At 71.5% G+C, this 21,299-nt stretch carries 20 protein-coding genes and 1 pseudogene; 13 read left to right on the top strand and 8 right to left on the bottom strand.

The window, feature by feature from the left end:
- The first annotated feature begins 61 nt into the window (after positions 1-61).
- From ACERZO_RS33515 to ACERZO_RS33545, 7 genes and pseudogenes are all read left to right on the top strand, one after another.
- Positions 62-2,050, top strand: coding sequence for a terpene synthase family protein (locus ACERZO_RS33515; protein ID WP_372669763.1), 1,989 nt, complete (start codon positions 62-64; stop codon positions 2,048-2,050).
- A gap of 119 nt (positions 2,051-2,169) precedes the next feature.
- Positions 2,170-2,961 carry an MBL fold metallo-hydrolase gene (locus tag ACERZO_RS33520; RefSeq protein ID WP_372669506.1) on the top strand — a complete coding sequence of 264 codons (792 nt, stop codon included), beginning with the start codon at positions 2,170-2,172 and terminating at the stop codon, positions 2,959-2,961.
- A complete protein-coding gene (locus ACERZO_RS33525) occupies positions 2,958-3,539 on the top strand; it encodes a DedA family protein (protein WP_372669508.1) in 582 nt (193 codons plus the stop codon). Before ACERZO_RS33520 ends, ACERZO_RS33525 begins: the two co-directional genes overlap by 4 nt.
- The gene (locus ACERZO_RS33530; RefSeq protein WP_372669510.1) at positions 3,536-5,644 is read left to right on the top strand and encodes a phage holin family protein; all 2,109 of its coding nucleotides are present in this window, start codon (positions 3,536-3,538) and stop codon (positions 5,642-5,644) included. The genes ACERZO_RS33525 and ACERZO_RS33530 overlap by 4 nt, the downstream gene beginning before the upstream one ends.
- Positions 5,641-5,871: a glutaredoxin domain-containing protein gene (locus tag ACERZO_RS33535; RefSeq protein WP_372669512.1), complete on the top strand. Its 231-nt coding sequence runs from the start codon at positions 5,641-5,643 to the stop codon at positions 5,869-5,871. The genes ACERZO_RS33530 and ACERZO_RS33535 overlap by 4 nt, the downstream gene beginning before the upstream one ends.
- Positions 5,868-6,017: pseudogene (locus ACERZO_RS33540) on the top strand (putative acetyltransferase); the annotation flags it as partial. The gene ACERZO_RS33535 and the pseudogene ACERZO_RS33540, both read left to right, overlap by 4 nt.
- Before the next feature lie 27 nt (positions 6,018-6,044).
- Entirely contained in the window at positions 6,045-6,812 is a 768-nt protein-coding gene (locus tag ACERZO_RS33545) for a methyltransferase domain-containing protein (RefSeq protein WP_372669765.1), read from the top strand.
- Here ACERZO_RS33545 and ACERZO_RS33550 read toward each other — a convergent pair.
- Positions 6,790-7,584, bottom strand: a complete 795-nt coding sequence (locus ACERZO_RS33550; RefSeq protein WP_372669514.1) for a TetR/AcrR family transcriptional regulator C-terminal domain-containing protein — start codon at positions 7,582-7,584, stop codon at positions 6,790-6,792. The two genes, ACERZO_RS33545 and ACERZO_RS33550, sit on opposite strands and share 23 nt — an antisense overlap.
- 76 nt (positions 7,585-7,660) lie before the next feature.
- Here ACERZO_RS33550 and ACERZO_RS33555 point away from each other — a divergent pair, with 76 nt between their 5' ends.
- From ACERZO_RS33555 to ACERZO_RS33565, 3 genes are read left to right on the top strand one after another with little or no spacing between them, the layout of a single operon-like run.
- Positions 7,661-9,934, top strand: coding sequence for an ATP-binding cassette domain-containing protein (locus tag ACERZO_RS33555; RefSeq protein ID WP_372669516.1), 2,274 nt, complete (start codon positions 7,661-7,663; stop codon positions 9,932-9,934).
- The gene (locus ACERZO_RS33560; protein WP_372669518.1) at positions 9,931-10,722 is read left to right on the top strand and encodes a siderophore-interacting protein; all 792 of its coding nucleotides are present in this window, start codon (positions 9,931-9,933) and stop codon (positions 10,720-10,722) included. Before ACERZO_RS33555 ends, ACERZO_RS33560 begins: the two co-directional genes overlap by 4 nt.
- Positions 10,723-10,738: 16 nt before the next feature.
- Positions 10,739-11,620 (top strand): phosphotransferase family protein, encoded by an 882-nt coding sequence (locus tag ACERZO_RS33565; RefSeq protein WP_372669519.1) that lies wholly within the window; start codon positions 10,739-10,741, stop codon positions 11,618-11,620.
- Positions 11,621-11,627: 7 nt separating this feature from the next.
- Here the strand turns inward: ACERZO_RS33565 and ACERZO_RS33570 are convergent, their stop codons facing one another.
- From ACERZO_RS33570 to ACERZO_RS33580, 3 genes are all read right to left on the bottom strand, one after another.
- Positions 11,628-14,231 carry a caspase family protein gene (locus ACERZO_RS33570; RefSeq protein WP_372669521.1) on the bottom strand — a complete coding sequence of 868 codons (2,604 nt, stop codon included), beginning with the start codon at positions 14,229-14,231 and terminating at the stop codon, positions 11,628-11,630.
- The gene (locus tag ACERZO_RS33575) at positions 14,228-14,575 is read right to left on the bottom strand and encodes an effector-associated constant component EACC1 (protein WP_372669523.1); all 348 of its coding nucleotides are present in this window, start codon (positions 14,573-14,575) and stop codon (positions 14,228-14,230) included. Before ACERZO_RS33575 ends, ACERZO_RS33570 begins: the two co-directional genes overlap by 4 nt.
- 77 nt (positions 14,576-14,652) lie before the next feature.
- Positions 14,653-15,816, bottom strand: coding sequence for a cytochrome P450 (locus ACERZO_RS33580; RefSeq protein ID WP_372669524.1), 1,164 nt, complete (start codon positions 15,814-15,816; stop codon positions 14,653-14,655).
- Positions 15,817-15,966: 150 nt separating this feature from the next.
- Between ACERZO_RS33580 and ACERZO_RS33585 the strand changes: the two genes are divergently transcribed.
- On the top strand, positions 15,967-16,668 hold the full coding sequence (locus ACERZO_RS33585; RefSeq protein ID WP_372669526.1) for a VOC family protein: 702 nt from the start codon (positions 15,967-15,969) through the stop codon (positions 16,666-16,668).
- Positions 16,669-16,682: 14 nt separating this feature from the next.
- Here the strand turns inward: ACERZO_RS33585 and ACERZO_RS33590 are convergent, their stop codons facing one another.
- The 3 genes from ACERZO_RS33590 to ACERZO_RS33600 all read right to left on the bottom strand — a co-directional run bounded on the left by ACERZO_RS33590 (position 16,683) and on the right by ACERZO_RS33600 (position 19,290).
- Positions 16,683-17,246 carry a TetR/AcrR family transcriptional regulator gene (locus tag ACERZO_RS33590; RefSeq protein ID WP_372669767.1) on the bottom strand — a complete coding sequence of 188 codons (564 nt, stop codon included), beginning with the start codon at positions 17,244-17,246 and terminating at the stop codon, positions 16,683-16,685.
- A 134-nt stretch (positions 17,247-17,380) separates the two neighbouring features.
- Positions 17,381-18,439, bottom strand: coding sequence for a glycoside hydrolase family 75 protein (locus ACERZO_RS33595; RefSeq protein WP_372669528.1), 1,059 nt, complete (start codon positions 18,437-18,439; stop codon positions 17,381-17,383).
- Between the two features lie 146 nt (positions 18,440-18,585).
- Positions 18,586-19,290 (bottom strand): SDR family oxidoreductase, encoded by a 705-nt coding sequence (locus tag ACERZO_RS33600; RefSeq protein WP_372669530.1) that lies wholly within the window; start codon positions 19,288-19,290, stop codon positions 18,586-18,588.
- A gap of 102 nt (positions 19,291-19,392) precedes the next feature.
- Here ACERZO_RS33600 and ACERZO_RS33605 point away from each other — a divergent pair, with 102 nt between their 5' ends.
- Both ACERZO_RS33605 and ACERZO_RS33610 read left to right on the top strand, forming a co-directional pair.
- The gene (locus ACERZO_RS33605; RefSeq protein WP_372669532.1) at positions 19,393-19,887 is read left to right on the top strand and encodes a winged helix-turn-helix transcriptional regulator; all 495 of its coding nucleotides are present in this window, start codon (positions 19,393-19,395) and stop codon (positions 19,885-19,887) included.
- 114 nt (positions 19,888-20,001) lie between these two features.
- Positions 20,002-20,556, top strand: a complete 555-nt coding sequence (locus tag ACERZO_RS33610; RefSeq protein ID WP_372669534.1) for a snapalysin family zinc-dependent metalloprotease — start codon at positions 20,002-20,004, stop codon at positions 20,554-20,556.
- 60 nt (positions 20,557-20,616) lie between these two features.
- On the opposite strand, the gene ACERZO_RS33615 is transcribed toward ACERZO_RS33610, so the two are convergent.
- Positions 20,617-21,288, bottom strand: a complete 672-nt coding sequence (locus ACERZO_RS33615; protein ID WP_372669536.1) for a GntR family transcriptional regulator — start codon at positions 21,286-21,288, stop codon at positions 20,617-20,619.
- Positions 21,289-21,299: the final 11 nt, after the last annotated feature.

The following is a 21,299-nucleotide window of genomic DNA, read 5'->3' on the forward strand; positions in this document are numbered from 1 at the left end:
CCCGCGTCTTTGGTTGCCTCACGGGGTGCCCGAGCAGCCGTTCGCCCTCCCCGAGTTCTACATGCCCTACCCCGCGCGGCTGAACCCGCACCTCGAGCGGGCCCGCGCGCACAGCAAGGCGTGGGCGCGCGGGATGGACATGATCGACGTCCCGCAGCACGGCACGGTCGTCTGGACCGAGCACGACCTCGACTCCCATGACTACGCCCTGCTCTGCGCCTACACCCACCCGGACGCCGGCGCGGAAGAGCTCGACGTCATCACCGACTGGTACGTCTGGGTCTTCTACTTCGACGACCACTTCCTCGAGCTCTACAAGCGCACCGGCGACATCGACAGCGCACGCGCCTACCTCGACCGGATCGACCTCTTCATGCCCGCCGAAGGCGAGATCACCGCGACCCCGGAGAATCCGGTCGAGCGCGGCCTCGCCGACCTCTGGGACCGGACGGTCCCGCACCGCTCGGCCGCGTGGCGGCGCCGGTTCGTCGACAGCACGAAGGCGCTGCTCGAAGAGTCGCTGTGGGAACTGGCGAACATCAACGAAGGCCGGCTCGCCAACCCCATCGAGTACGTCGAGATACGGCGGAAGGTCGGCGGCGCGCCGTGGTCGGCGAACCTCGTCGAGCACTCGGTGCACGCCGAAGTCCCCGACGCGATCGCCGCGACGAGACCCCTGGAAGTCCTGCGCGACTGCTTCGCCGACAGCGTCCACCTGCGCAACGACCTCTTCTCCTACCAGCGCGAAGTGCAGGACGAGGGCGAGCTGTCCAACGGCGTGCTCGTGTTCGAGAAGTTCCTGGACCTGCCCACGCAGGACGCGGCCGAGGCCGTCAACGACCTGATCACCTCGCGGCTGCACCAGTTCGAGCACACGGCGCTGACCGAGGTGCCCGCGCTCTTCGACGAGCATGGCGTCGACCCGGCGGCGCGCGCGGCGACGTTCGCCTACGTCAAGGGCCTGCAGGACTGGCAGTCCGGCGGGCACGAGTGGCACCTGCGGTCCAGCCGGTACATGAACGAAGGCGCCCTCGACGACCGGCCGCCGGCCGCGCGGATCCTGTCGTCACTGCTCGCCACCGCGCCGCAGCGGCTGCGGGCGTACAGCCACCCGCCGTTCAGCGAGGTGCGGGTGGCGCGGCCGAGCGTCGAACCACCGTTCCCGGTGCGCCTGAACCGGCACCTGGACGCGTGCCGCCGCCGCAACGTCGACTGGGCGCGCGCCACGGGGCTCCTCGACGGCGTGGTGTGGGACGCGCGGAAGCTGCGCGCCGCCGACCTGCCGCTGTGCGCGGCGGGCATCCACCCGGACGCGACGGCCGAGCGGCTCGACGTCACCAGCGACTGGCTGACCTGGAGCACCTACGCCGACGACTGGTTCCAGGAGGCCTTCGGCGCGACGCGCGACCTCGCCGCGGCGAAGGCGTGGCGAGAACGCCTGAAGCTCTTCATGGGAGACGGGCCGGCGCCGCTGAACCCCGTCGAAACCGCGCTCGCCGACCTCTGGCCGCGCACGGACGACCGCGACGCGGTGCGGCGGGCCGTCGAGTCGATGACCGGCAGCTGGCTGTGGCGGCTGGCGAACCTGGCGCAGAACCGGATCCCGGACCCCATCGACCACGTCGAGATGCGGCGCCGGACGTTCGGCGCGGAGCTGTCGATGGCGCTGACGGCCCCGCACGCGCGGCCGGCGCTCAAGAACCTCGCGGCCGACTACGGCGGCCTGCTCAACGACTTGTATTCCTACCGCAAGGAGATCCGCCACGAGGGCGAGCTGAACAACGGCGTCCTGGTCGTGCGGAACTTTCTGGGCTGCTCGGAGGAGCGCGCCTTCGAGGTGGTCGCCGACCTGGCCGAGGCGCGGCTCGCGGAGTTCCGCCACGCGGCGGACCCGTCGCTGCGGGACTGGCTGGCGGGCGTGGCGCACTGGCACGAGCACGCCGGCCGCTACACCGGCACCGAGCTGGGTCACCACCCGCGGTTCGGCGGGCCGACCGGGATCGGGACGTCCTCGCTGCGGATCTCGTCCCTGCTGCCGGCCGGTCGCTGAGGGATCTGCGGCTGGTCATCGCGGGCCGGCGGCGGTACCGGAGCTAGCGCGTCACCGGGCAGCGTTGTCCGCGCCACTCCGCCGGGCATTCGCCGGGGCCGGGGGCGATACTCGACAGCGTGAGCGGCTTCAACCTGCGTTTCCTCGGCCATTCGACCGTCCGGCTCGAACTCGCCGGCCGGGTCGTGCTGACCGATCCCGTGCTCACCGCGCGCGTCGGGGGGCTCGTCCGGGTCGTGCCGCCGCCTCCGCCGGACGCCTACGCCGACGTCGACCTCGTCCTGCTCTCCCACCTGCACGGCGACCACCTGCACCTGCCGTCGCTGAAGCTGCTCGGCGCGGGTACCCGGATCGTCGTCCCGCGCGGGGCCGGGGCCTGGCTCGCCAGGAAGGGCTTCCGGAACGTCGAGGAGATCGCGCCCGGCGAGACCCTCACCGAAGGCGCGCTGACCGTCACCGCCACCGAAGCCGTCCACTCCGGACACCGGTGGGGCCCCCGGCTGACCCACGGCCCGCAGAGTCCCGCGATCGGGCACCTGGTCGAAGGCGGCGGTGCGAAGGTCTACAACGCCGGCGACACCGACCTCTTCGCCGGGATGGCGGACTACGGCCCGGTCGACGTCGCCCTGCTGCCCGTCTGGGGCTGGGGGCCGAACCTCGGGCCGGGTCACCTGAACCCGGCCCGAGCCGCGAAAGCCGCCGAACTCACGCGGGCCCGTGCCGCCGTGCCCGTGCACTGGGGCACCCTCGCCGTCCCCGGCCTGAAGCGGACCGCCCGGATGCGCCGGCTGCTCGCCGATCCGCCACGCGTGTTCGCCGCCGAAGTGAAAGCCGCCGGCGGCACCACCGAGGTCCTGTTCACCGAGCCCGGCGCCGACGTCGTGCTCCCCGCGCCGACGGACCGCGCGTGAACTGGACCGACCCGGCCGCCATCGGGTACCCGGCCGTGTTCGGCGGCGTGCTGCTCGGCTCGATCATCCCGATCGTGCCCACCGGCGCCGTCGTCGGCGCCGCGGCCGCCGTCGCCACCACCACCGACCACCTGTCGCTGCCGCTGGTCATCGCGCTCGCCGTGCTCGGCGCGTACGTCGGCGACGTCGTGACGTTCGGGATCCCGCGCCTGGGCAGCGAAGCCGCGTTCCGCTGGATCAGCCGCCGCCAGCCCGCCGAACGGCTCGAGAAGGCCCGCGACCAGTTCACCCGCCGCGGCTGGCAGCTCGTCGTGATCGGCAGGCTCGTCCCGGCCGGCCGGATCCCGGTGCTGCTCGCGGCGGCCGCGTTGAGCTACCCGTGGCGGCGGCTGCTGCCCGCCGCGCTCGTCGCGTGCGTGCTCTGGGCGACCGCGTACAGCTTGCTCGGCATCCTCAGCGGCGGCATCTTCGACTCACCGCTCATCGCGACGCTGCTGGCGACGGTGCTGGTCCTGCTGGTCACCGTGCTGCTGAACCTGATCTCCCGATGGCGCCGCAAAACCAAGGAGAAGGTGTGACGACGACCGCGCCGAAGGGCCGGCTGCTGCGGGGCGGCCGGGCCGTCGCCCGCATCCTCCTGGTGTGGGCCGCGGTCACCGGGGCGCTGCGCCTGCTCGACGTCCTGCTGCCCGGTTTCCGGATGACGCACTGGTGGCAGCCCACGGTGTGCGCGCTGGTGCTGGGCGTGCTGGTCGCCTTCGGCTGGCCGCTGGCCATGCGGATCGCCTACCCGCTGGCGTTCTTCACGTTCGGGCTCTTCGGGTTCCTGCTGCTCGGCGCGGGCACCCTGGCGGTGTTCCGGACGATCCCCGGCGTCGAGCTGGTCGGCTTCCGGACCGCGGTGATCGTCACCGTCGCCATGGCCGGCGTCGGCGCGCTCATCTCGACGGCGCTGGCCGTCGACGAGGACGAGATCTTCTTCCGCCGCGCCGCCCGCCGCCGCCGTCGCCACACGCCCGCGCCCGGCGCCGCCGACCAGCCGCCCGGCGTGGTGTTCCTGCAGATCGACGGGCTCGGGTACGACACCGTCCGCCGCGCGGTCCGCGACGGTGACATGCCGACGTTCGCCGCCTGGCTCGCCGAGGGCAGCCACACGCTCACGCCGTGGCACACCGACTGGAGCTCCCAGACCGGGGCGAGCGTGTGCGGCATCCTGCACGGCTCCAACCACGACATCCTCGGTTTCCGCTGGTACGAAAAGGATCGCGACCACGTGATGGCGTGCGCGCACCCGGCCGACGCGGCCGAGATCGAACGGCGGCACTCCGACGGGCGCGGCCTGCTGTCGGGCGACGGCGCCAGCCGCGGCAACCTGTTCTCCGGCGACGCCGAGCACGTCAGCCTCACCATGAGCTCGATCCCGGTGCTGGTGCCGAAGAAGCTGCGGCACCGCCGCCGCGATCGCCTCGGCGCGGGCTACTACGCCTACTTCGCGAACCCGGTCAACGCGTTGCGCACGTTCGTCGTTGCGCTCGTCGACGTCTTCCGCGAGATCAACGCGTCGGTGCGCCAGCGCCGCGCCGGCGTGGTGCCGCGGATCCCGCGCGGCGGCTGGTACCCGCTGGCCCGGCCGGGCACGACGGTGATCGCGCGCGACGTCGTCGTCTCGGCCATCCTCGGCGACATGCTGGCCGGGCGGCCGGTGGTGTACGCGGACTTCCTCGGCTACGACGAGGTCGCGCACCACTCCGGCATCGAGCGGTTCGACACGCTGTCGGTGCTGCGCTCGATCGACCAGCAGATCGCGCGGCTGCACCGGGCTTCGCGGCTCGCCCCGCGCCGCTACCACGTCGTCGCGCTGTCGGACCACGGCCAGACGCAGGGCCAGGCGTTTTCGGAGCGGTTCGGCGAGACGATCGAGGCGTACGTCGGCCGGCTGTGCGGCGGTTCGCCGTCGGCGTCGGCCGGCAAGCGGCGCCAGGCCGAGAGCTGGCAGATCAACGCGGCGCTGGCGGAGGCGACGAAGAGCGGCGGCCTGATCGCGCGCCGGCTGCGCGCCCGGGTGGAGGACGCGGAGTGCGCCGACGACCGGCCACGCACGACGTCCGGCTCCCCCGGTGCGGTGACCCGCGTGGCGCCGGGCGTGGTGGCGGTGGTGTCCGGGCACGTCGCGATGGTGTCGTTCACCGAGCACGAGGGCCGCGTCGAACTGGAGACGATCGAGCGCGAGTTCCCGGACCTGCTGCCGTCGCTGGTGGACCACCCGGGGGTCGGGTTCCTGCTGGTCCGCAGCCGCGAGTTCGGCCCGGTGGTGCTGGGCCGCGACGGCCTCCACCGGCTCGCTTCCGGTGTCGTCATCGGTGAGGACCCACTGCTGCCGTACGGCCCGCACGCGGCGGACCTGATCCGGCGGGTGGACACGTTCCCGCACTGCGCGGACGTGATGATCAACAGCCGCTACGACCCGGACTCGGACCAGGCGTCGCCGTTCGAGACGCACGTGGGGTCGCACGGCGGGCTCGGCGGCCCGCAGCAGCGGGGGTTCGTGGTGCACCCGCGTTCGCTGGCGCCGCTGGGTGAGGTCGTCGGCGCCGAGGCGTTGCACCAGGTGTTCCGCGGGTGGCTGACCGAGCTGGGTCACCCGTCGCCCGTTCCCGACGCTGTTTCGGAGGTCGTTTCGTGAGTTTGACGGTGTACGGCGCATCCTGGTGCCCGGACGTGAAGCGCAGCCGCGCGCTGCTCGACCGCGAGGGCGTCGCGTATTCCTATGTGGACGTCGAGGCCGACGCGGAGGCGGAAGCCCGGGTCCGCGAGCTCCAGGACGGCGCCCGCCGGATCCCGACGATCGTGTGGGACGACGGCAGCTTCCTGGTCGAGCCGTCCGACGACGAGCTGAGCGCGCGGCTGTGAAGCTGTTGCGGGACTTGCCGTTGGGCACGCGGGTGGTCGTCCGCTACCGGATCGAGGGCGGGTTGACCGACGCGCTCGGCAACCTGGTGGCGCGCGACGCGACGACGTGCACGGTCGAGACCCGGCGCGGCCCGGTGGTGGTGGCGTTCGACGCCGTCACCCTGGCCAAGCCGGTGCCCCCACCGCCGGTCCGGCAGTCGAAGTTCGACGCGCTGGTCGCCGAAGCCGACGCGGTATCGGTGGACGGCTGGGACTTCTCGTGGCTGGACGGCCGAGCCACCGAGGCGCGACCTTCATGGGGTTACCAGCGGCTGCTGGGCGCACGGCTCGCCCAGGTCGAGGCCGCACTGGACCTGGAAACCGGCGGCGGCGAAGTCCTCGACGGCTGCCCCTCCCTGCCGCCGCTGATGGCCGCAACGGAGTCGTGGCCGCCCAATGTCGCCAAGGCAAGCGCCCGGCTCCGGCCGCGCGGGGTCGTCGTCGTGGCCACCGAAGGCATCCCCTTCGGCGACAACGTGTTCGACCTCGTCTCCAGCCGGCACCCGGTGACGACGAACTGGCCCGGGATCGCCCGCGTCCTGCGCCCCGGCGGCAGCTACTTCTCCCAGCAGGTCGGCCCGGCGAGCGTGTTCGAGCTGGTCGAGTTCTTCCTCGGCCCGCAGCCGGAGGAGGGCCGCAACAGCCGCCACCCGGACCGAGCCGTGGCGGCCGCCACCGCCGCCGGGTTGGAAGTCACGGACCTGCGCTCGGAGTCGCTGCGCACGGAGTTCTTCGACATCGGCGCGGTGGTCTACTTCCTGCGCAAGGTGATCTGGATGGTCTCGGGGTTCACGGTGGAGCAGTACCGGCCGAAACTGCGGGAACTGCACGAGCTGATCGAGCGGGACGGCCCGTTCGTCGCCCACACGACCAGGTTCCTCATCGAGGCCCGGAAGCCTTGACGATCGCCGCTTCGACGCCGTCCAGCAACAGCTCCGCCCCCGCCTCGAACGACAGCCTGGCCTCGCGCTCCAGGTACGGCTCGTCGGACGGCTCGTAAGCGCCCTCTTCGCCCAGCTCCGCCACCGTCGGGAATCGCGCGGCCAGATCCGGCACCAGCTCCCCCAGCAGCACCGACCGCGCCCCCCACCAGTCCTCTTCGGACAGTCCCGTCTCCCGCGTCGCCTGGCGGGACTCCGCCGCCGCCTGGACCGATCCCCGGACCACGTTGAACAGCGCCGACACCACCCACCGGACCCGCGCCAGCGGCAACCCCGTGGCCGCCAGCACCGACAACAACGTCTCCTGGACGTGGAACTCCCCCGGCCCGAGCACCGGCCGCGCCGGGGAGACCTGCAGCAGCCAGGGGTGGCGCAGGTGCAAGTCCCACAGCGCGTCGGCCAAAGCCAGCGCCGCCGCACGCCACCCGTCGGACGACGGAAACGATGACGGCAGTTCCCCCAAGGTCCGGTCGTACATCAAGTCGACCAGCTCGGTCTTGCCCGGCACGTACGTGTACAACGCCATCGCCGTCCGGCCGAGGCGCTCGCCCACCGAACGCATCGACAGCGCCGCCATGCCGTCGGCGTCCGCGATGTCGATCGCCGCCGCGACGATCGCCTCCACCGACAGTCCCGGCTTCGGCCCCGGCCCGGTGCGCGGTGCCACCACGCGCGGCCCCCACAGCAGCTCCATGGACCGGCGGGCGTCGCCCTGACCCGCGAAGACGACCACCTTGCCGACTCCTTACACCCTAAAGTAATGTACGCTGGACAATCACCTTACAGCCTAAAGTATCGAGAAGGACGGTATGACCTCACCCAGGCGGGCCGCCGACACCCACGACGTGATCGAGGTCCGGGGGGCCCGGGAGAACAACCTGACCGGCGTCGACCTGGACATCCCGAAGCGCCGGCTCACGGTGTTCACGGGCGTGTCCGGCTCCGGCAAGTCGTCCCTGGTCTTCGGCACCATCGCGGCCGAGTCGCAGCGGCTGATCAACGAGACCTACAGCGCCTTCCTCCAGTCGTTCATGCCGAGCCTCTCGCGCCCGGACGTCGACCTGCTGGAGAACCTCAGCGCGGCCATCGTCGTCGACCAGGAGCGGATGGGGGCCAACTCGCGCTCCACGGTCGGCACCGCGACCGACGCCTACGCCATGCTGCGGATCGCCTTCTCGCGGCTCGGCGAACCGCACGTCGGCACGTCCGGCGCGTTCAGCTTCAACCTGCCCGAGGGCATGTGCCCGGCCTGCGAGGGCCTCGGCCGCGTCTCCGACCTCGACGTGGCCGCCCTGCTCGACTTCGACCTCTCCCTCAACGAAGGCGCGATCCAGGTGCCGGGCTTCACGCCGGACACCTGGTACGTGCAGACCTACCTCTCCTCCGGCTTCTACGACCCGGACGCGAAGATCCGCGACTTCACGCCGGAGCAGCTCCACGACCTGCTGCACAAGGACTCCTGCAAGGTGAAGGTCGGCAAGACCAACGTCACCTACGAAGGCCTGGCGGTGAAGGTCCGGCGGCTCTACCTGCACAAGGACGTCGAGTCGCTGCAACCGAAGCTGCGCGCGTTCATCGAGCGGGCCGCCACCTTCAAGACCTGCGGCGACTGCGGTGGCGCCCGGCTGAACCAGGCCGCGCTGTCGGCCAAGATCGACGGCAGGAACATCGCCGACTGCGCCGCGATGCAGATCAGCGACCTCGCCGACTTCGTCCGGAGCCTCGACGCGCCGTCGATCCGGCCGCTGCTGGGCAACCTGCGCGACACGCTCGACTCGCTCGTCGAGATCGGCCTCGGCTACCTCTCCCTCGACCGCGAATCCGCGACGCTCTCGGGCGGCGAGGCGCAGCGCGTGAAGATGGTGCGCCACCTCGGATCCAGCCTCACCGACGTCACCTACGTCTTCGACGAGCCGACCGTCGGGCTGCACCCGCACGACATCGAGCGGATGAACAACCTCCTGTTGTGCCTGCGGGACAAAGGGAACACGATCCTCGTCGTCGAGCACAAGCCGGAGACGATCCGGATCGCCGACCACGTCGTCGACCTCGGCCCCGGCGCGGGCACCGACGGCGGCCGGCTCTGCTACACGGGCAGCGTCGACGGCCTGCGCGCGTCCGGCACGCTCACCGGCCGCCACCTCGACCACCGCGTCACCTTGCGCGCGCAGCCCCGCAAGCCCACCGGGCACGTCTCGATCACCGGCGCTCGCCTCCACAACCTGAAGGACGTCAGCGTCGACGTCCCGCTCGGCGTCCTGACCGTCGTCACCGGCGTGGCGGGCTCCGGGAAGTCGTCGCTGATCCACGGCTCCCTGTCCCACCGCGACGACGTCGTCGTGGTCGACCAGTCGGCGATCCGCGGCTCCCGGCGGTCCAACCCGGCGACCTACACCGGCCTGCTCGACCCGATCCGCACCGCGTTCGCCAAGGCCAACGGCGTCAAGGCGAGCCTGTTCAGCGCCAACTCCGAAGGTGCCTGCCCGCACTGCAAGGGGCTCGGCGTCATCTACACGGACCTGGCGATGATGGCCGGCGTCGCGTCGGTCTGCGAAGAGTGCGAGGGCAAGCGGTTCACGCCCAAGGTGCTCACGTTCGAACTGCGGGGCAAGAACATCAGCGAGGTCCTCGCGATGTCCGTCGCCGAGGCGCGGGAGTTCTTCACCACGGGCAACGCGCGGACCGTCCTCGACCGCCTCGCCGACGTCGGCCTCGGCTACCTGACGCTCGGGCAGCCGCTCACCACGCTCTCCGGCGGCGAGCGGCAACGGCTCAAGCTGGCCATCCGGATGGCCGAGAGGGGGTCGACGTACATCCTCGACGAGCCGACGACCGGGCTGCACCTCGCCGACGTCGACCAGCTGCTCGCGCTGCTCGACCGGATCGTCGACGCGGGCAACACGGTGATCGTCATCGAGCACCACCAGGCCGTGATGGCCCACGCCGACTGGCTGATCGACCTCGGCCCCGGCGCCGGCCACGACGGTGGCCGGGTCGTCTTCGAAGGGACCCCGGCGTCGCTCGTCGAGACCGCCTCGACGCTGACCGCCCGCCACCTGCGCGAATACCTGGGGAAGCCGTGAACCCGACCGGCCTGCTCGAGGTGACGGCGGTGCGGCGCCCGACGCCGCGCACCGTGCGCGTCACGTTCACCGGCGACGGGTTGCGCGAGCTGGAAGCGTGGCCCGACCAGCAGCTCAAGCTCCTGTTCCCGCCGCCGGGCCGGGCGGTCCGGCTGCCGCCGGACGACGGCGACGTCATGCGCTGGTACCAGGCGTTCCTCGCGATCCCCGAGGACGAGCGGCCGGTGCTGCGCAGCTACACCGTCCGCTCGCGGGACGGCGACACGATCGACGTCGAGTTCGTGCTGCACTCCGGTCACACCGACGGCCCGGCGACGGCGTGGGCCCGGACGGCGGCTCCCGGCGACGTCCTCGGCCGGTACGGCCCGGACGCCGCGTACCGCCGTCCACTGTCCACAGCGGACACCCTGCTGCTGGCCGGAGACGAGACCGCGGTGCCCGCCATCGCCACCATACTGTCCGAAGTGGACAACGCAGTGGCGTTCGTCGAAGTGGCGGACGCGGCGGAGGAGCAGCCGCTGCCGGTCTGCTGGCTGCACCGGGACGGCGCACCGCACGGGGCCAAGCTGCTCGACGCCGTCCGCGGCGCCGCTCTCGGCCCGGGGTCGGCGGCTTGGCTCGCGGGCGAGGCCGGGATGGTGCGGGCGCTGCGCCGTCACCTCGTGAACGAGCGGGGGTTCGCCAAGAGCGTCATCGAGTTCACCGGCTACTGGCGGCGCCGGTTGACGCAGGACGACGCGCCGACCGCCGAGGACCTCGCCGACGCGCGCGAAAAACTGGGCGGCTAGTGGCAGACTCGGCCGGGTGCGCGCGGAACTGACGGCATCGGGCATCGACCCGGCTTCGGTGGTGACGGCCGAGAACATCGGCGGCGGAACGTACAACACGGCGATCCGCCTGGAGCTCGCGGACGGACGGCGGCTGGTGCTGAAGATCGCGCCGGCCGGCCCCGGGCTCACCCACGAACACGACCTCCTGGCCACGGAGGCGGAGTACTACCGGCTCGCGTCGGGGCCGCTGCCGTCCGTGGTCGGGGCGGGGCCCGGGTTCCTGCTGATGACGGAGCTGCCGGGCGTCCCGTGGTCCCAGCTCCCCGCCGGGCCGCGGCCGCACCGGGAGCTCGGCGAGGTGGTGGCCGGGCTGCACACGGTCACCGGCGACGGCTTCGGCTACCCGCAGGACCCCCTGCACCCGACGTGGCCGAAGGCGTTCACGGCGATGGCGGACGCGGTCCTGGCCGACGCCGTCCGCTACGGCGTCCACCTCCCGCGCCCGGCGGCGGAGATCGCGCACCTGGTCCGCCGGCACGAGCCGCTGCTGGAGCTGGTCGAAACCCCGGTGCTGGTCCACTTCGACCTGTGGGACGGCAACATCCTCCTCGACGACGGCCGCGTGTCGGGCATCGTCGACGCCGAGCGCGCGTTCTGGGGCGACCCGGTGGCGGAGTTCGTCTCCTTGGGGTTGTTCCGCGACCTCGACCCGGGGTTGCTCGAGGGCTACCGAGCGGCGGGCGGCCCGGTGCGGTTCGGCATGCCGGTGTGGGCGCGGCTCGGGCTGTATCGGGTGTACCTCGACCTGATCATGCTGGTGGAGATGGTGCCCCGCAAGGTCGACGACGCCGACCGGGCGAGGTTCCTCTCGGCCCGCCTCGGCCGGCACGTCGACGCCCTGCAGCGCGCGGTGTGAGACGCGCTCAGAAAACCTGCCCGTCCACGAAGGACCGGCCTTCGGACAGGACCTTCAGCAGGCCACGGGTCTGGTCCCACTCGGGGCCGGGGCCGATCCGACCGGCGAGCGCGCCGTTCGCCGCCGCGAGCAGCCGTTCGAAAGCCCGGGCCGGGTCCGGCTCGTGGCCGGCCCAGCCGAGCAGGGTTTCCCATTCGCGCGGCTCACTGCTGCGCAGCACCCGCTCGACGGCTTCGTCCCGGTACAGCAAGCCGCGCTGCCGGAGCTTCGACAAGAGCTTCCACCGGTCCGGCCGGGCCGGGTTGGTGTCCCAGGCGACCGCGAAGACCTCGGCGATCCGGTCCGCGGACTGCCGGCTGTTCACCGCCGCGACGACGAAGAACGCGTTCCAGGCGTCCTCCGCGCGCAGCGTGCGCAGGCTGCCGTAGATCGAGGCGAGCTCCGGTTCCGACGGGCTGTTCCCGCGGGAAATCCCGTAGCGCAGCTGCGAAAGCACCGATCCGGTGTAGACCGCGGAAGTGTCGTAGTGCCGGGTCACCAGCTGGCGGGCGTCCGGTCGCGCGGTCGCGACGATCGCCTCCACGTTCGACCGGACCGCCGCGGACGAGACGGCCGGGGATTCGGCGACGAGCGAGGTGAGGGTCTCCAGCGAGTCGATCGAGCCCGATTCGCTGAGCCGCCGCACGCTGGCCGCGGCGATCAGGTACTCGAGCGTCGCCGGGTAGCCGAACTGCACCCCGTGGCTGTTCTGGAGCAGGATCCGGTCTTCGATCAGCAGGCGCAGGAGGCTCACCGCGTCGGCCTTCGGGATCCGCCCGGTCCTGGCCAGCACCGCGACGGCCTGCTCGACCGGCGCCGTCGCTTCCGGGACGTCCATCAGGTCCATGGCGAGCCCGGTGAGCATCCCGCTCAACCGCTCGGCGTCGAGCCAGGGCAGCAGCCGGACGATCGACTCGCTCTTGCTCCGCACGTACCCGGCCAGCAGGTGCTCGCCGAACGCCTCGGCGGCGTCGACCTGCCCCTCGTATTCGTGGGTCTCGGACAGCAGCCGGAGGTTGACCGGCAGAGCGAGGGTGCGCCGGGCCCCGGCCGGGACGGCGCCGGTCAACCGGTAGTCGTAGGCGGCGGTGTAGCGGGTGATCGCGGTGTCGAGTTCGGCGGGGGTGAACTCCGGGATCGTCCGCCGGAACGGCACCATCGACCGTCCCTCGAGCACGGTGAACCACCGGTCCCAGTCGTTCTCGCGGATCGTCAGCAGCACCGAGATCGGGAACGCGAGGAGGCCGTGGCGCCGGGCGTGCCGGTTGAGCTTCCGGTCGACGAAGCGGAACAGGTCGATGACCTGCTTCTGGTCCGCCACGTGGTCGGCTCGTTCCAGCCCGTCGACCACGTACACGAGCGGCACCCGGGCCGCGACCAGTTCGGCCAGCCCGTGGTCCGGCCCGAAGGCGTCCAAAAAGGACCGGAGATCGTCGGCCACCGGACCGCCGGCTCGCCGCAGCACGGCGCCGAACCGCGTGGCCGAGCGGGACAGCTGCACGGCGAGCATCGTCTTGCCGGCGCCGGGAGCGTCGCTGAGCACGATCAGCTGCGGGGGCGCGACCCGGTCGACGAGCCCGCCGGACAACGCCTTGCTCGCCCGCCGGGTGTGCCTCAGGTTGGCGGGTGCGAGGGCGCCGATCGCCGACTCGATGTCCCGGTCGACCGGCCGCCGGACGTAGAGCCGGTCGTGGTCGCGCAACCGCTCGCGACGCAGGAAATCGGCGGACGCGCGGGAACAAGCCGTGCGCACCCGTTCGAGCGCGGCCTGGCTTTCCGCGTCCCGTTCCTCGGCGCTGAGGTCCCGCCGCACCGCGTCGGGCCGGAACGCCTTGTTGCGGAACGACGTCTGGGCGCCGAGGTTGTTGCGATCCCGCGCCTGCGGCTGTGGTCGCGCCCGGGTCCGCAACCGGGCCCGCACGTTGTTGTAGAGGTCGTTCAGGCTGATCAGCTGCGGGCCGTCGACCAGCCCTTCCTTCAGCACCTCGATGATCTCGTGGGTGAAGGCGGTGTAGTCCTGGTCGGCGGGCGCCTGGGCGAGCCGGTTGGCCGGCGTGGCGGTGAGCACGAAGGACCCGTCGACCTCCGCTTGGGCGGCGTAGGGCGAGTCGCCACCCAGCGTCTTCTCGGCCGCCCGGCCGCTGTAGCAGCAGTCCAGGATGATGATCCGCCGCGTCGCCGGGCTCTCCACGATCGGCTCGCGCACGTCGTCGTACCGGACCTGCAGGTACGGCTTGCCCGGAACCGACTTGGCGACCGTGAGGTACAGGTCCCCCGCGCGGTTGGTGAGCCCGTGGCCGGCGTAGTAGACCAGCAGCATGTCGGTGGCTTCTTCCGCCGCGGCGGAAACCGGGTCGATCAGGTCACCGGGCTCCGCCGGATCGAGCACGATCTTGCAGTGCTCGGGGGCGACCCCCCACACCTCCGGATCGTGCAGCACCCTGGCGAGGCCGCTGAGGTTGTTCCGCACGGAGTCCAGATCCGGGAGGCCGGGGTCCCGGTACCGGCTGCTGCCGGCGAGCACCACCCGCGACCGTTTCGGATCGGGGAGCAGGTGCCCGGCTCCGGTCATGCGTCGTCACCGCGGCCGAGCACCTCTCGGACGATCCCCTCGGGGTCGGCGGCTCGCTTCGCGTTCACCCGGACTTTCCGGCCGTCGGGCGTTTCGATGGTGATCTCGACGTCGGAGCGGCGGGGTTGCGCGAAGAACACCTTGAGCGACGACGCCACGACCCCGACGGCCCCGCCGCTGCCGAGGGCCACCATCAGCACGTCGGCGACGGCACCCATCTCACCGGCCGCCGGCGGGCGGTCGATCTGCTTGACGCGGCCGCGCAGCTCGGGTTCGTCGCGCAACCACTGGTACAGCGAGCGCAGCACCTCCGCGTCGTCGTCCGAAGAGAGTCGCAAGTCCACACCGATCCCCCGTTTCCGCTCCGAGGGAAGTCGATCCGGGAGGTACTTCCGTTACGGGACGTCACGCAGCGCGATCATCACCACGTGACCGGGAGGCAGTGCACCCCGTACACCAGCATGTCGTCCTTGAAGGCCAGTTCCTCCACCGGAACCGCGAGCCGCAGCCCCGGAATGCGCCGGTACAGCGTCCCGTACACCACCTGCAGCTCCACCCGGGCCAGCGTCTGGCCGAGGCACTGGTGCACGCCGTACCCGAAGGCGACGTGGTGGCGAGCCTCGCGCGTCACGTCCAGGCGGTCCGGGTCGGCGAACACCGCGCCGTCGCGGTTGGCCGCGTCGCCCGCCGCGATGAGGCCCTCGCCCGCGCGGATCAGCTCGCCGCCGACCTCGATGTCCTCGACCGCCACCCGGCGACGCCCGGTGTGCGTGATGTTCAAGTACCGCAACAGTTCCTCGACCGCCCGGCGCAGCAGGTCCGCGTCGCCGGTGCGGACCAGTTCGAGTTGCGAAGGGTGCTCCAGCAGCGCCACCGTGCCGAGCGCGATCATGTTCGCCGTCGTCTCGTGGCCCGCCACGAGCAGCAGCTGGCCCATCGACGCGACCTCTTCCGCGCTCATGCGGCCGGTCGCGTACTGGGTGACGGCCAGCTTGCTCAGGACGTCGTCACCCGGCGCAGAAGCCTTTCGCTCCACCAAGCCGCCGAGGTACGCGAGCAGTTCTTCGGTCGCCCGCACCGACTCTGCGGGTGTCGCGTTCGTCGACACCATGACCTTCGTGATGTCCTGGAACAGTGCCCGGTCTTCGTAGGGCACGCCGAGCAGCTCGCAGATCACCAGCGACGGCACCGGCAAGGCGAACGCCGTCACGAGGTCGACGGGTTTCGGGCCGGCCAGCAGGGCGTCGACCAGGGCGTCGACGATGCGCTGGATCGCCGGGCGCAGCGCCTCCATCTTCTTCACCAGGAAGTCGCCGGTCAGCAGGCGCCGCTGGGCCGCGTGCTCGGCACCGTCCATGGTGATGAAGGACTTCGCGCGCTGCCGCCGGGCCGCGGAAGCCGCGCTCTGGTGCGGGTAGCCGGGCCGGTCGGAGTCGGCGCTGACCCGCGAGTCGCGCAGCACCGCGCGAACGTCGTCATAGCGCGTGACCAGCCACGGCGTGCTGCCGTTCCACAACCGGACGCGCGACACCGGAGGCAGCTCGCCGAGTTCGGCGGGCGGGTCGAAGGGACACTGCCGGGTCATCGGAAACGCGGGCACACCGTCCACCGGATACCTCCCGAAGCTGCCGGAAATTTACATAGCTATGCTAAGCATCTTCCGGGGACTTCGCCACTGGTTCCGCCGGTTCGATATTGCGTTGCCGCGCCACAAGCCGATGTCTACGTTCCGGTGATGCCTTCACGACTGCTGGCGGTGACGTACGAGGCGGAAAACCCCGCCGAACCGGCCCGCTTCTGGGCCGAGCTGCTCGGCCGGGAGGTCGTCGACGACGCCGGCGGCGTGCTGCTGCCCGGCGGGGACACCCAGCTCGGCCTGCGGTTCGTCCCGGGCCGCGCCGGCCGGACCGGCGCGAACCGGATGCACCTGCACCTGACCAGCGCCGACCTCGACGACCAGCGAACCATCGTGGCCACGGCGGTCCGGCTCGGCGGCCGCCACGTCGACGTCGGGCAGCGACCCGAGGAGGGACACGTCGTCCTGGCCGACCCGGCGGGTTACGAGTTCTGCGTGATCGAGCCCGGCAACGGCTACCTCGCCGGGTGCGGCCCGCTGGGCGAGCTCACCTGCGCCGGCACCCGGCGGACCGGCCTCTTCTGGAGCGAGGCGCTGGGCTGGCCGCTGGTGTGGGACCGAGGCGAGCAGACCGCGGTCCAATCACCGCGCGGTGGCACGAAAGTCGCCTGGGACGTGTGGGACGGCACGCCCGTGGCGCCGAGCCGGCAGCGCTTCGAACTGCTCCCGGCCGACGGCGACCAGCGGGCAGCGGTCGACGCGCTGATCTCCTTCGGCGCCGCTCGACACGACACCCGCGACGACGGCACCGTCGTGCTGGCGGATCCGGACGGCAACGAGTTCCGCGTCCGGCCCGGCTGACCGGCTACCGGCGATCAGGCGAACACCAGCGACACCAGCTCGTCCACGAACGGCTCCACCAGCTCGGCCCCCGTCCGGTTCAGCACGCTGTGGAACAACGCGACCCGCCCGTGCGCACCCACGAAAACCACCGCCGCCGCCCGCCCCGGCGTCACCCGCAGCGCGTGCCCCGCCTCGACGCACCTCTCGAACCCCGCCGCCAGCCGATCGATCACGTCCAGCAGCGGGCCTTCCGCCGGGCCGCCCGGCTCGACCCGGGACGCTCCGTTCGCGAGCATCAGGCGGTAATGGCCCGGGTTCTCCATCGCGAACGTGCAGTACGCGTGAATCTGCGCCCGGACGCGGCCGACGACGTCGGTTTCGCCGAGCGTCTCCTCCGCCGCGCGCATCGATTCCGCGAGCCTCGCGTATTCGTGCTCCAACAGGCCGCGCACCAATTCCGCGCGGTCGGAAAAATGCTGGTAGATGCTGGCCGGGGCGATGCCGACCGCGCGTGCCACGCCGCGGATCGTCAGGCCGTCTTCCCCGCCGAGCTCGGCCAGCAACCGCGCGGCCGCCGCCAGGATCTCCCCGCGCAGCCGTTCGCCCTCACCCCAGCGGTTCCTCGTTCGGCCGTTTCCGGCTTCGACGCTCTCCGGCACCCGGCCATTCATACGCCCGGGTGCGGGCCGCCCGTGTTCCGGGGTCCCCGAAAGGACCCCGGAACGGACGGTCAGTGGTTGTTCACGAACTGCCGCGCAAGCGCTTCCCCGGTGCTCACGGCGTTGGCGTGGCTCTCGATCGGGGTCACCTTGGAATTCTTGAAGAACAGATAGGTGACGCCGGAATCGGTTCCGCCGTTCGACGGGTCGGGGTTGATCCCCAGCGAACTGGCCGTCGCGTACGACGCCTCGCCGATGATGTCGGTCGGCCCGGTGTCGCCGACCACGGCGTAGGTGACCTGGTTGTTGTAGATCACGGCCACCACGCCGGCGCCCGCGATGCCGAACTTCCGGTAGTCCCACGTGCTGCTCGGGCTCGGCACGACCACGTACGGCAGCGTGGCCGCGTTCAGCGGTTTCCCGTCGGACTGGTGGAACGCGGTGTCGGCCTGGAAGCAGCAGTCGGTGTTCTCGTTGCACTGCGACGTCCGCTGGCCGTCGCAGTCGATGTCCATGTCGGCCTTCCAGAAGACGGCGTCGGAGAGCCCGCAGACCGGGATCGTCCGGCTCGTCTCGGAATCCGTCTTGTACTTGCCGCTCGAGATCTGGCTGCACGCCGTCAGCTTCGAAAGCAGCTCGGACGCGCTCGGCGCACCGCCGCCACCCCCGGAATCGCCGACGATCAGCGAGTCGACGTTCGGGCCGCCGTTCGCGGTCGTCGCCGTGGCCCGGACGGTGTGCGTGCCCGCGGCCAGCGTGGCGGTCACCGCCGTGGTGGCCCACGTCGTCCAGGCACCGGTCCCGGCGAACGACGGCGTCGCCACGGTCGTGCCGTCGACGGCGATCGTCATCGGCCGGGCGGTCGTCGTGCCGTTGGCGAACCGGAAGCCCAGCGACGTGCTGCCGGCAGTGGCGACCGACACCGACCACTGGACGGCCGAGCCGGTCACGTTGTCGTAGTTGACGAATCCGGTGCCGGTGAACCCGGCGTGGTCGGAGTTGACCGCGCCTTGGGAGATGGTGGCGTTCTCGGCTTCGTAGGTGACTGTCGCGGCGTTCGCGGCTGCCGGCGCCACCAGAAGGGCGCCGACGGCCGCGATCGCCATGGCGATCGCCCGGGGTCTGTGCATGAGGACCTCCGACAGTTAGGAAAGTTTCCTTACTGTCGGAAAACGCTAAGTCGGCACACCGGCCCGGTCAAGACGGACCTCTGCGGGCCGGTGGGCTCTCGTTCAGCGGGAACCCGTTCAGCCGGCCGACACCGTCCGATGTGGACTCAGGAGGCGAGCGCCGGGTACAGCCCCGCGAGGTCGCCCGACAGCCCGGCCCGGACGTTGCGGCTGACGTCGTCGGCGAGCACCTCGAAGCGGCCCTGCTCGACGCCGTCGAGCGCGAGCCCGGCCACGACCGCCGGGTCGATCTTCGGCCCGTCGACGTGCTTGGCCATGTCGGTGTCCATGTAGCCGACGTGCAGCGCGGTCACCTGCGTCTTCTGCGACGCCAGCTCGAGGCGCAGCGCGTTGGTCAGCGACCAGGCCGCCGCCTTCGCCGCGGAGTACGCGGCGACCTGCGGCGAGGTGAACCACGACAGCACCGACAGCACGTTCAGGACCGCGCCACCGCCGTTGCGCTCGAGGATCGGCGCGAACTCGCGGGTCACGGCGAGCGTGCCGAAGTAGTGCGTGTCCATCTCGAGCTTGATGTCGTCGAGCGACCCGCCGAGCAGCGACGACCCGGTGGACGAACCGGCGTTGTTGACCAGCAGCGTGACGTCCCCGGCCTGCGCGGCGGCCTCCCGGATCGACGCGGGGTCCGTGACGTCGAGGCGGAGCGGCACCACGCCCGGCAGGTCGACGGACTCGGGGTTGCGCGCGGCGGCGTAGACCTTCGCCGCACCACGCGCGAGGAGGGCGGCGGCGAACTGCCGGCCGAGTCCCCGGTTGGCTCCGGTGACCAGCGCCACCGCACCCGTGATCTCCATGACGAGCTCCTCTCGCACCTGGCTTGCTCGTTGCAAGCTAGCTACGGCCGACTGTACGGCGTAGACTTGCTCGGAGCAAGCCAGGTAGGAGAGGTCACAGTCATGAGCCGCCGCATCACCTTCGAGGACAACTCCTGCCCGATCGCCCGCGCCGCCGACGTCCTCGCCGAGCCGTGGACGCTGCTGATCCTGCGCAACGCGACCGCGGGCACCACCCGGTTCGAGGACTTCCGCACCCAGCTCGGCATCGCCGACAACGTCCTGACGACGCGGCTGGCGAAGCTCGTCGAGCGCGGCCTGCTCACCAAGCTCCCCTACCGCGACGGCGGCCGGACGCGGTACGAGTACCGCCTCACGAAGGCCGGCTCGGACGCGTTGCCGGTGCTGCACGCCCTCGGCGCGTGGGGCGACGCCCACACTTCGTCGGAAAGCGCGTACGGCCCGATGCAGCTGGTCCACTGCGCCTGCGGCGAGTTGACCCGGCCGGGTGAGAAGTGCGACGCGTGCGGAAAACCGCTGGTCAGGGACGATCTGGCGTGGCGCGGCTCATGGCTGTCCAAGGGTGAGATTCCGCTGGCAGACCCCGTCGGTTGGTAAATCACCATTTTCCTTGCAGTACGAAAGTCGGGTCACAAGAGCCGCACGACTTTGTAAGTTCGACACCCAGCGCGCGCAAACCCGGCAAATTCCCCACGGCAAGGAGTCGTCCCGATGTCCCGGAAGTACCTGCTGCCCGGTGCCGCCGTCGCACTGGCGATGATCGCGACCCCGCTGACCGCCGCGCCCGCGATGGCGGCGCCGGAAGCGGCCACGATCGTCTACTACGACACCTCGGACGCCCCGACCTTCCGCGACGTGATCAACGCGGGCGCGGCCAACTGGAACGCGGCGGTGTCGAACGTCAAGCTCCAGGAGAGCTCCTCGGGCGCGTCCCTGCACTACACCGAAGGCAACGACCCGCGGGGCTCGTACGCCCAGACCGACGGCCACGGCAGCGGCACGATCTTCATCGACTACACGCAGGCCGAGCAGTACAACCAGACCCGCATCGCGGCGCACGAGACCGGCCACGCGCTGGGCCTGCCGGACCACTACGAGGGTCCGTGCTCGGAGCTGATGTCGGGCGGCGGCCCCGGCCCGTCGTGCACCAACGCGAACCCGAACTCGGAGGAGTCCTCGCAGGTGGAATCCCTGTGGGCCAACGGCTTCACCGGCGCGCGCAAGGCGCCGACCCGCGTCTACGAAGTGACCATGCCGGTCAAGTGACCGGAGTCTGACGTCGTCGGGGGAGGCCGCACCGGGTACGCCCGGTGCGGCCTTCGTGCGTCAGAGCCGCGACAGCAGGCGGTCCCGCGCCACTTCCAGGTGGTCGGTCATCGCCCTGCGCGCCGCCGCCGCGTTCCCCGCCACCAGCGCGTCCACGATCACCCGGTGCTCGGTGATCGTCTGCTCGCCGAACGGCTGGTTGTAGTTCAGCCGGAAGAAGTGCAGGTGGCAGTGGGTCCGCGCGAACGCCTGCTCGACCGCCGCGTTGCCGGCCAGGCGCAGGATCAGCTCGTGCAGCCGCTGGTCGTGCGCGGTCAATGCCTTGTAGTCGCTGTAGGCGTCTTCGGCCGGGGCGGGCGGACACGTCGCCAGCTCGGCTTCGAGCAAAGCCACGTTCGCGTCCGACATCGCCGCCGCCGCCAGGGCCGCCGACGGCGGCTCCAGCAGCAGGCGCAGCGCGTACATGTCGTCGACTTCCTTGCGGTCGAGCAGTTCTGTCACCCGGTACCCGCGCAGCGGCAGCCGGCTGACCAGCTCCTCGGACTCCAGGCGCGCCAGCGCCTCGCGCACCGGCGTGCCCGACACGCCCAGCTCGCGCGCGATCTCGTCGATGTTGACGCGCGCGCCGGGCTCGATGCCGTCGTTCATGATCAGCGCCCGGATCTGCTCGTAGACGCCGTCGGCGAGCACCTGCCTGCTCGGCAGGGCTTCGAGCCTTCGTCCGGCGGCCACTCTGGCTCCCC

Source organism: Amycolatopsis kentuckyensis (assembly GCF_041679295.1).
GTDB classification, from domain to species: domain Bacteria; phylum Actinomycetota; class Actinomycetes; order Mycobacteriales; family Pseudonocardiaceae; genus Amycolatopsis; species Amycolatopsis kentuckyensis_A.

Bases quoted from the DNA above. Each gene is read 5' to 3' on its own strand.
- ACERZO_RS33515 (WP_372669763.1), top strand. From the start codon at position 62: ATGCCCTACCCCGCGCGGCTGAACCCGCACCTCGAGCGGGCCCGCGCG.
- ACERZO_RS33555 (WP_372669516.1), top strand. From the start codon at position 7,661: ATGACCTCACCCAGGCGGGCCGCCGACACCCACGACGTGATCGAGGTC.
- ACERZO_RS33570 (WP_372669521.1), bottom strand. From the start codon at position 14,231: ATGACCGGAGCCGGGCACCTGCTCCCCGATCCGAAACGGTCGCGGGTG.
- ACERZO_RS33580 (WP_372669524.1), bottom strand. From the start codon at position 15,816: ATGACCCGGCAGTGTCCCTTCGACCCGCCCGCCGAACTCGGCGAGCTG.
- ACERZO_RS33585 (WP_372669526.1), top strand. From the start codon at position 15,967: ATGCCTTCACGACTGCTGGCGGTGACGTACGAGGCGGAAAACCCCGCC.
- ACERZO_RS33595 (WP_372669528.1), bottom strand. From the start codon at position 18,439: ATGCACAGACCCCGGGCGATCGCCATGGCGATCGCGGCCGTCGGCGCC.
- ACERZO_RS33600 (WP_372669530.1), bottom strand. From the start codon at position 19,290: ATGGAGATCACGGGTGCGGTGGCGCTGGTCACCGGAGCCAACCGGGGA.
- ACERZO_RS33605 (WP_372669532.1), top strand. From the start codon at position 19,393: ATGAGCCGCCGCATCACCTTCGAGGACAACTCCTGCCCGATCGCCCGC.
- ACERZO_RS33610 (WP_372669534.1), top strand. From the start codon at position 20,002: ATGTCCCGGAAGTACCTGCTGCCCGGTGCCGCCGTCGCACTGGCGATG.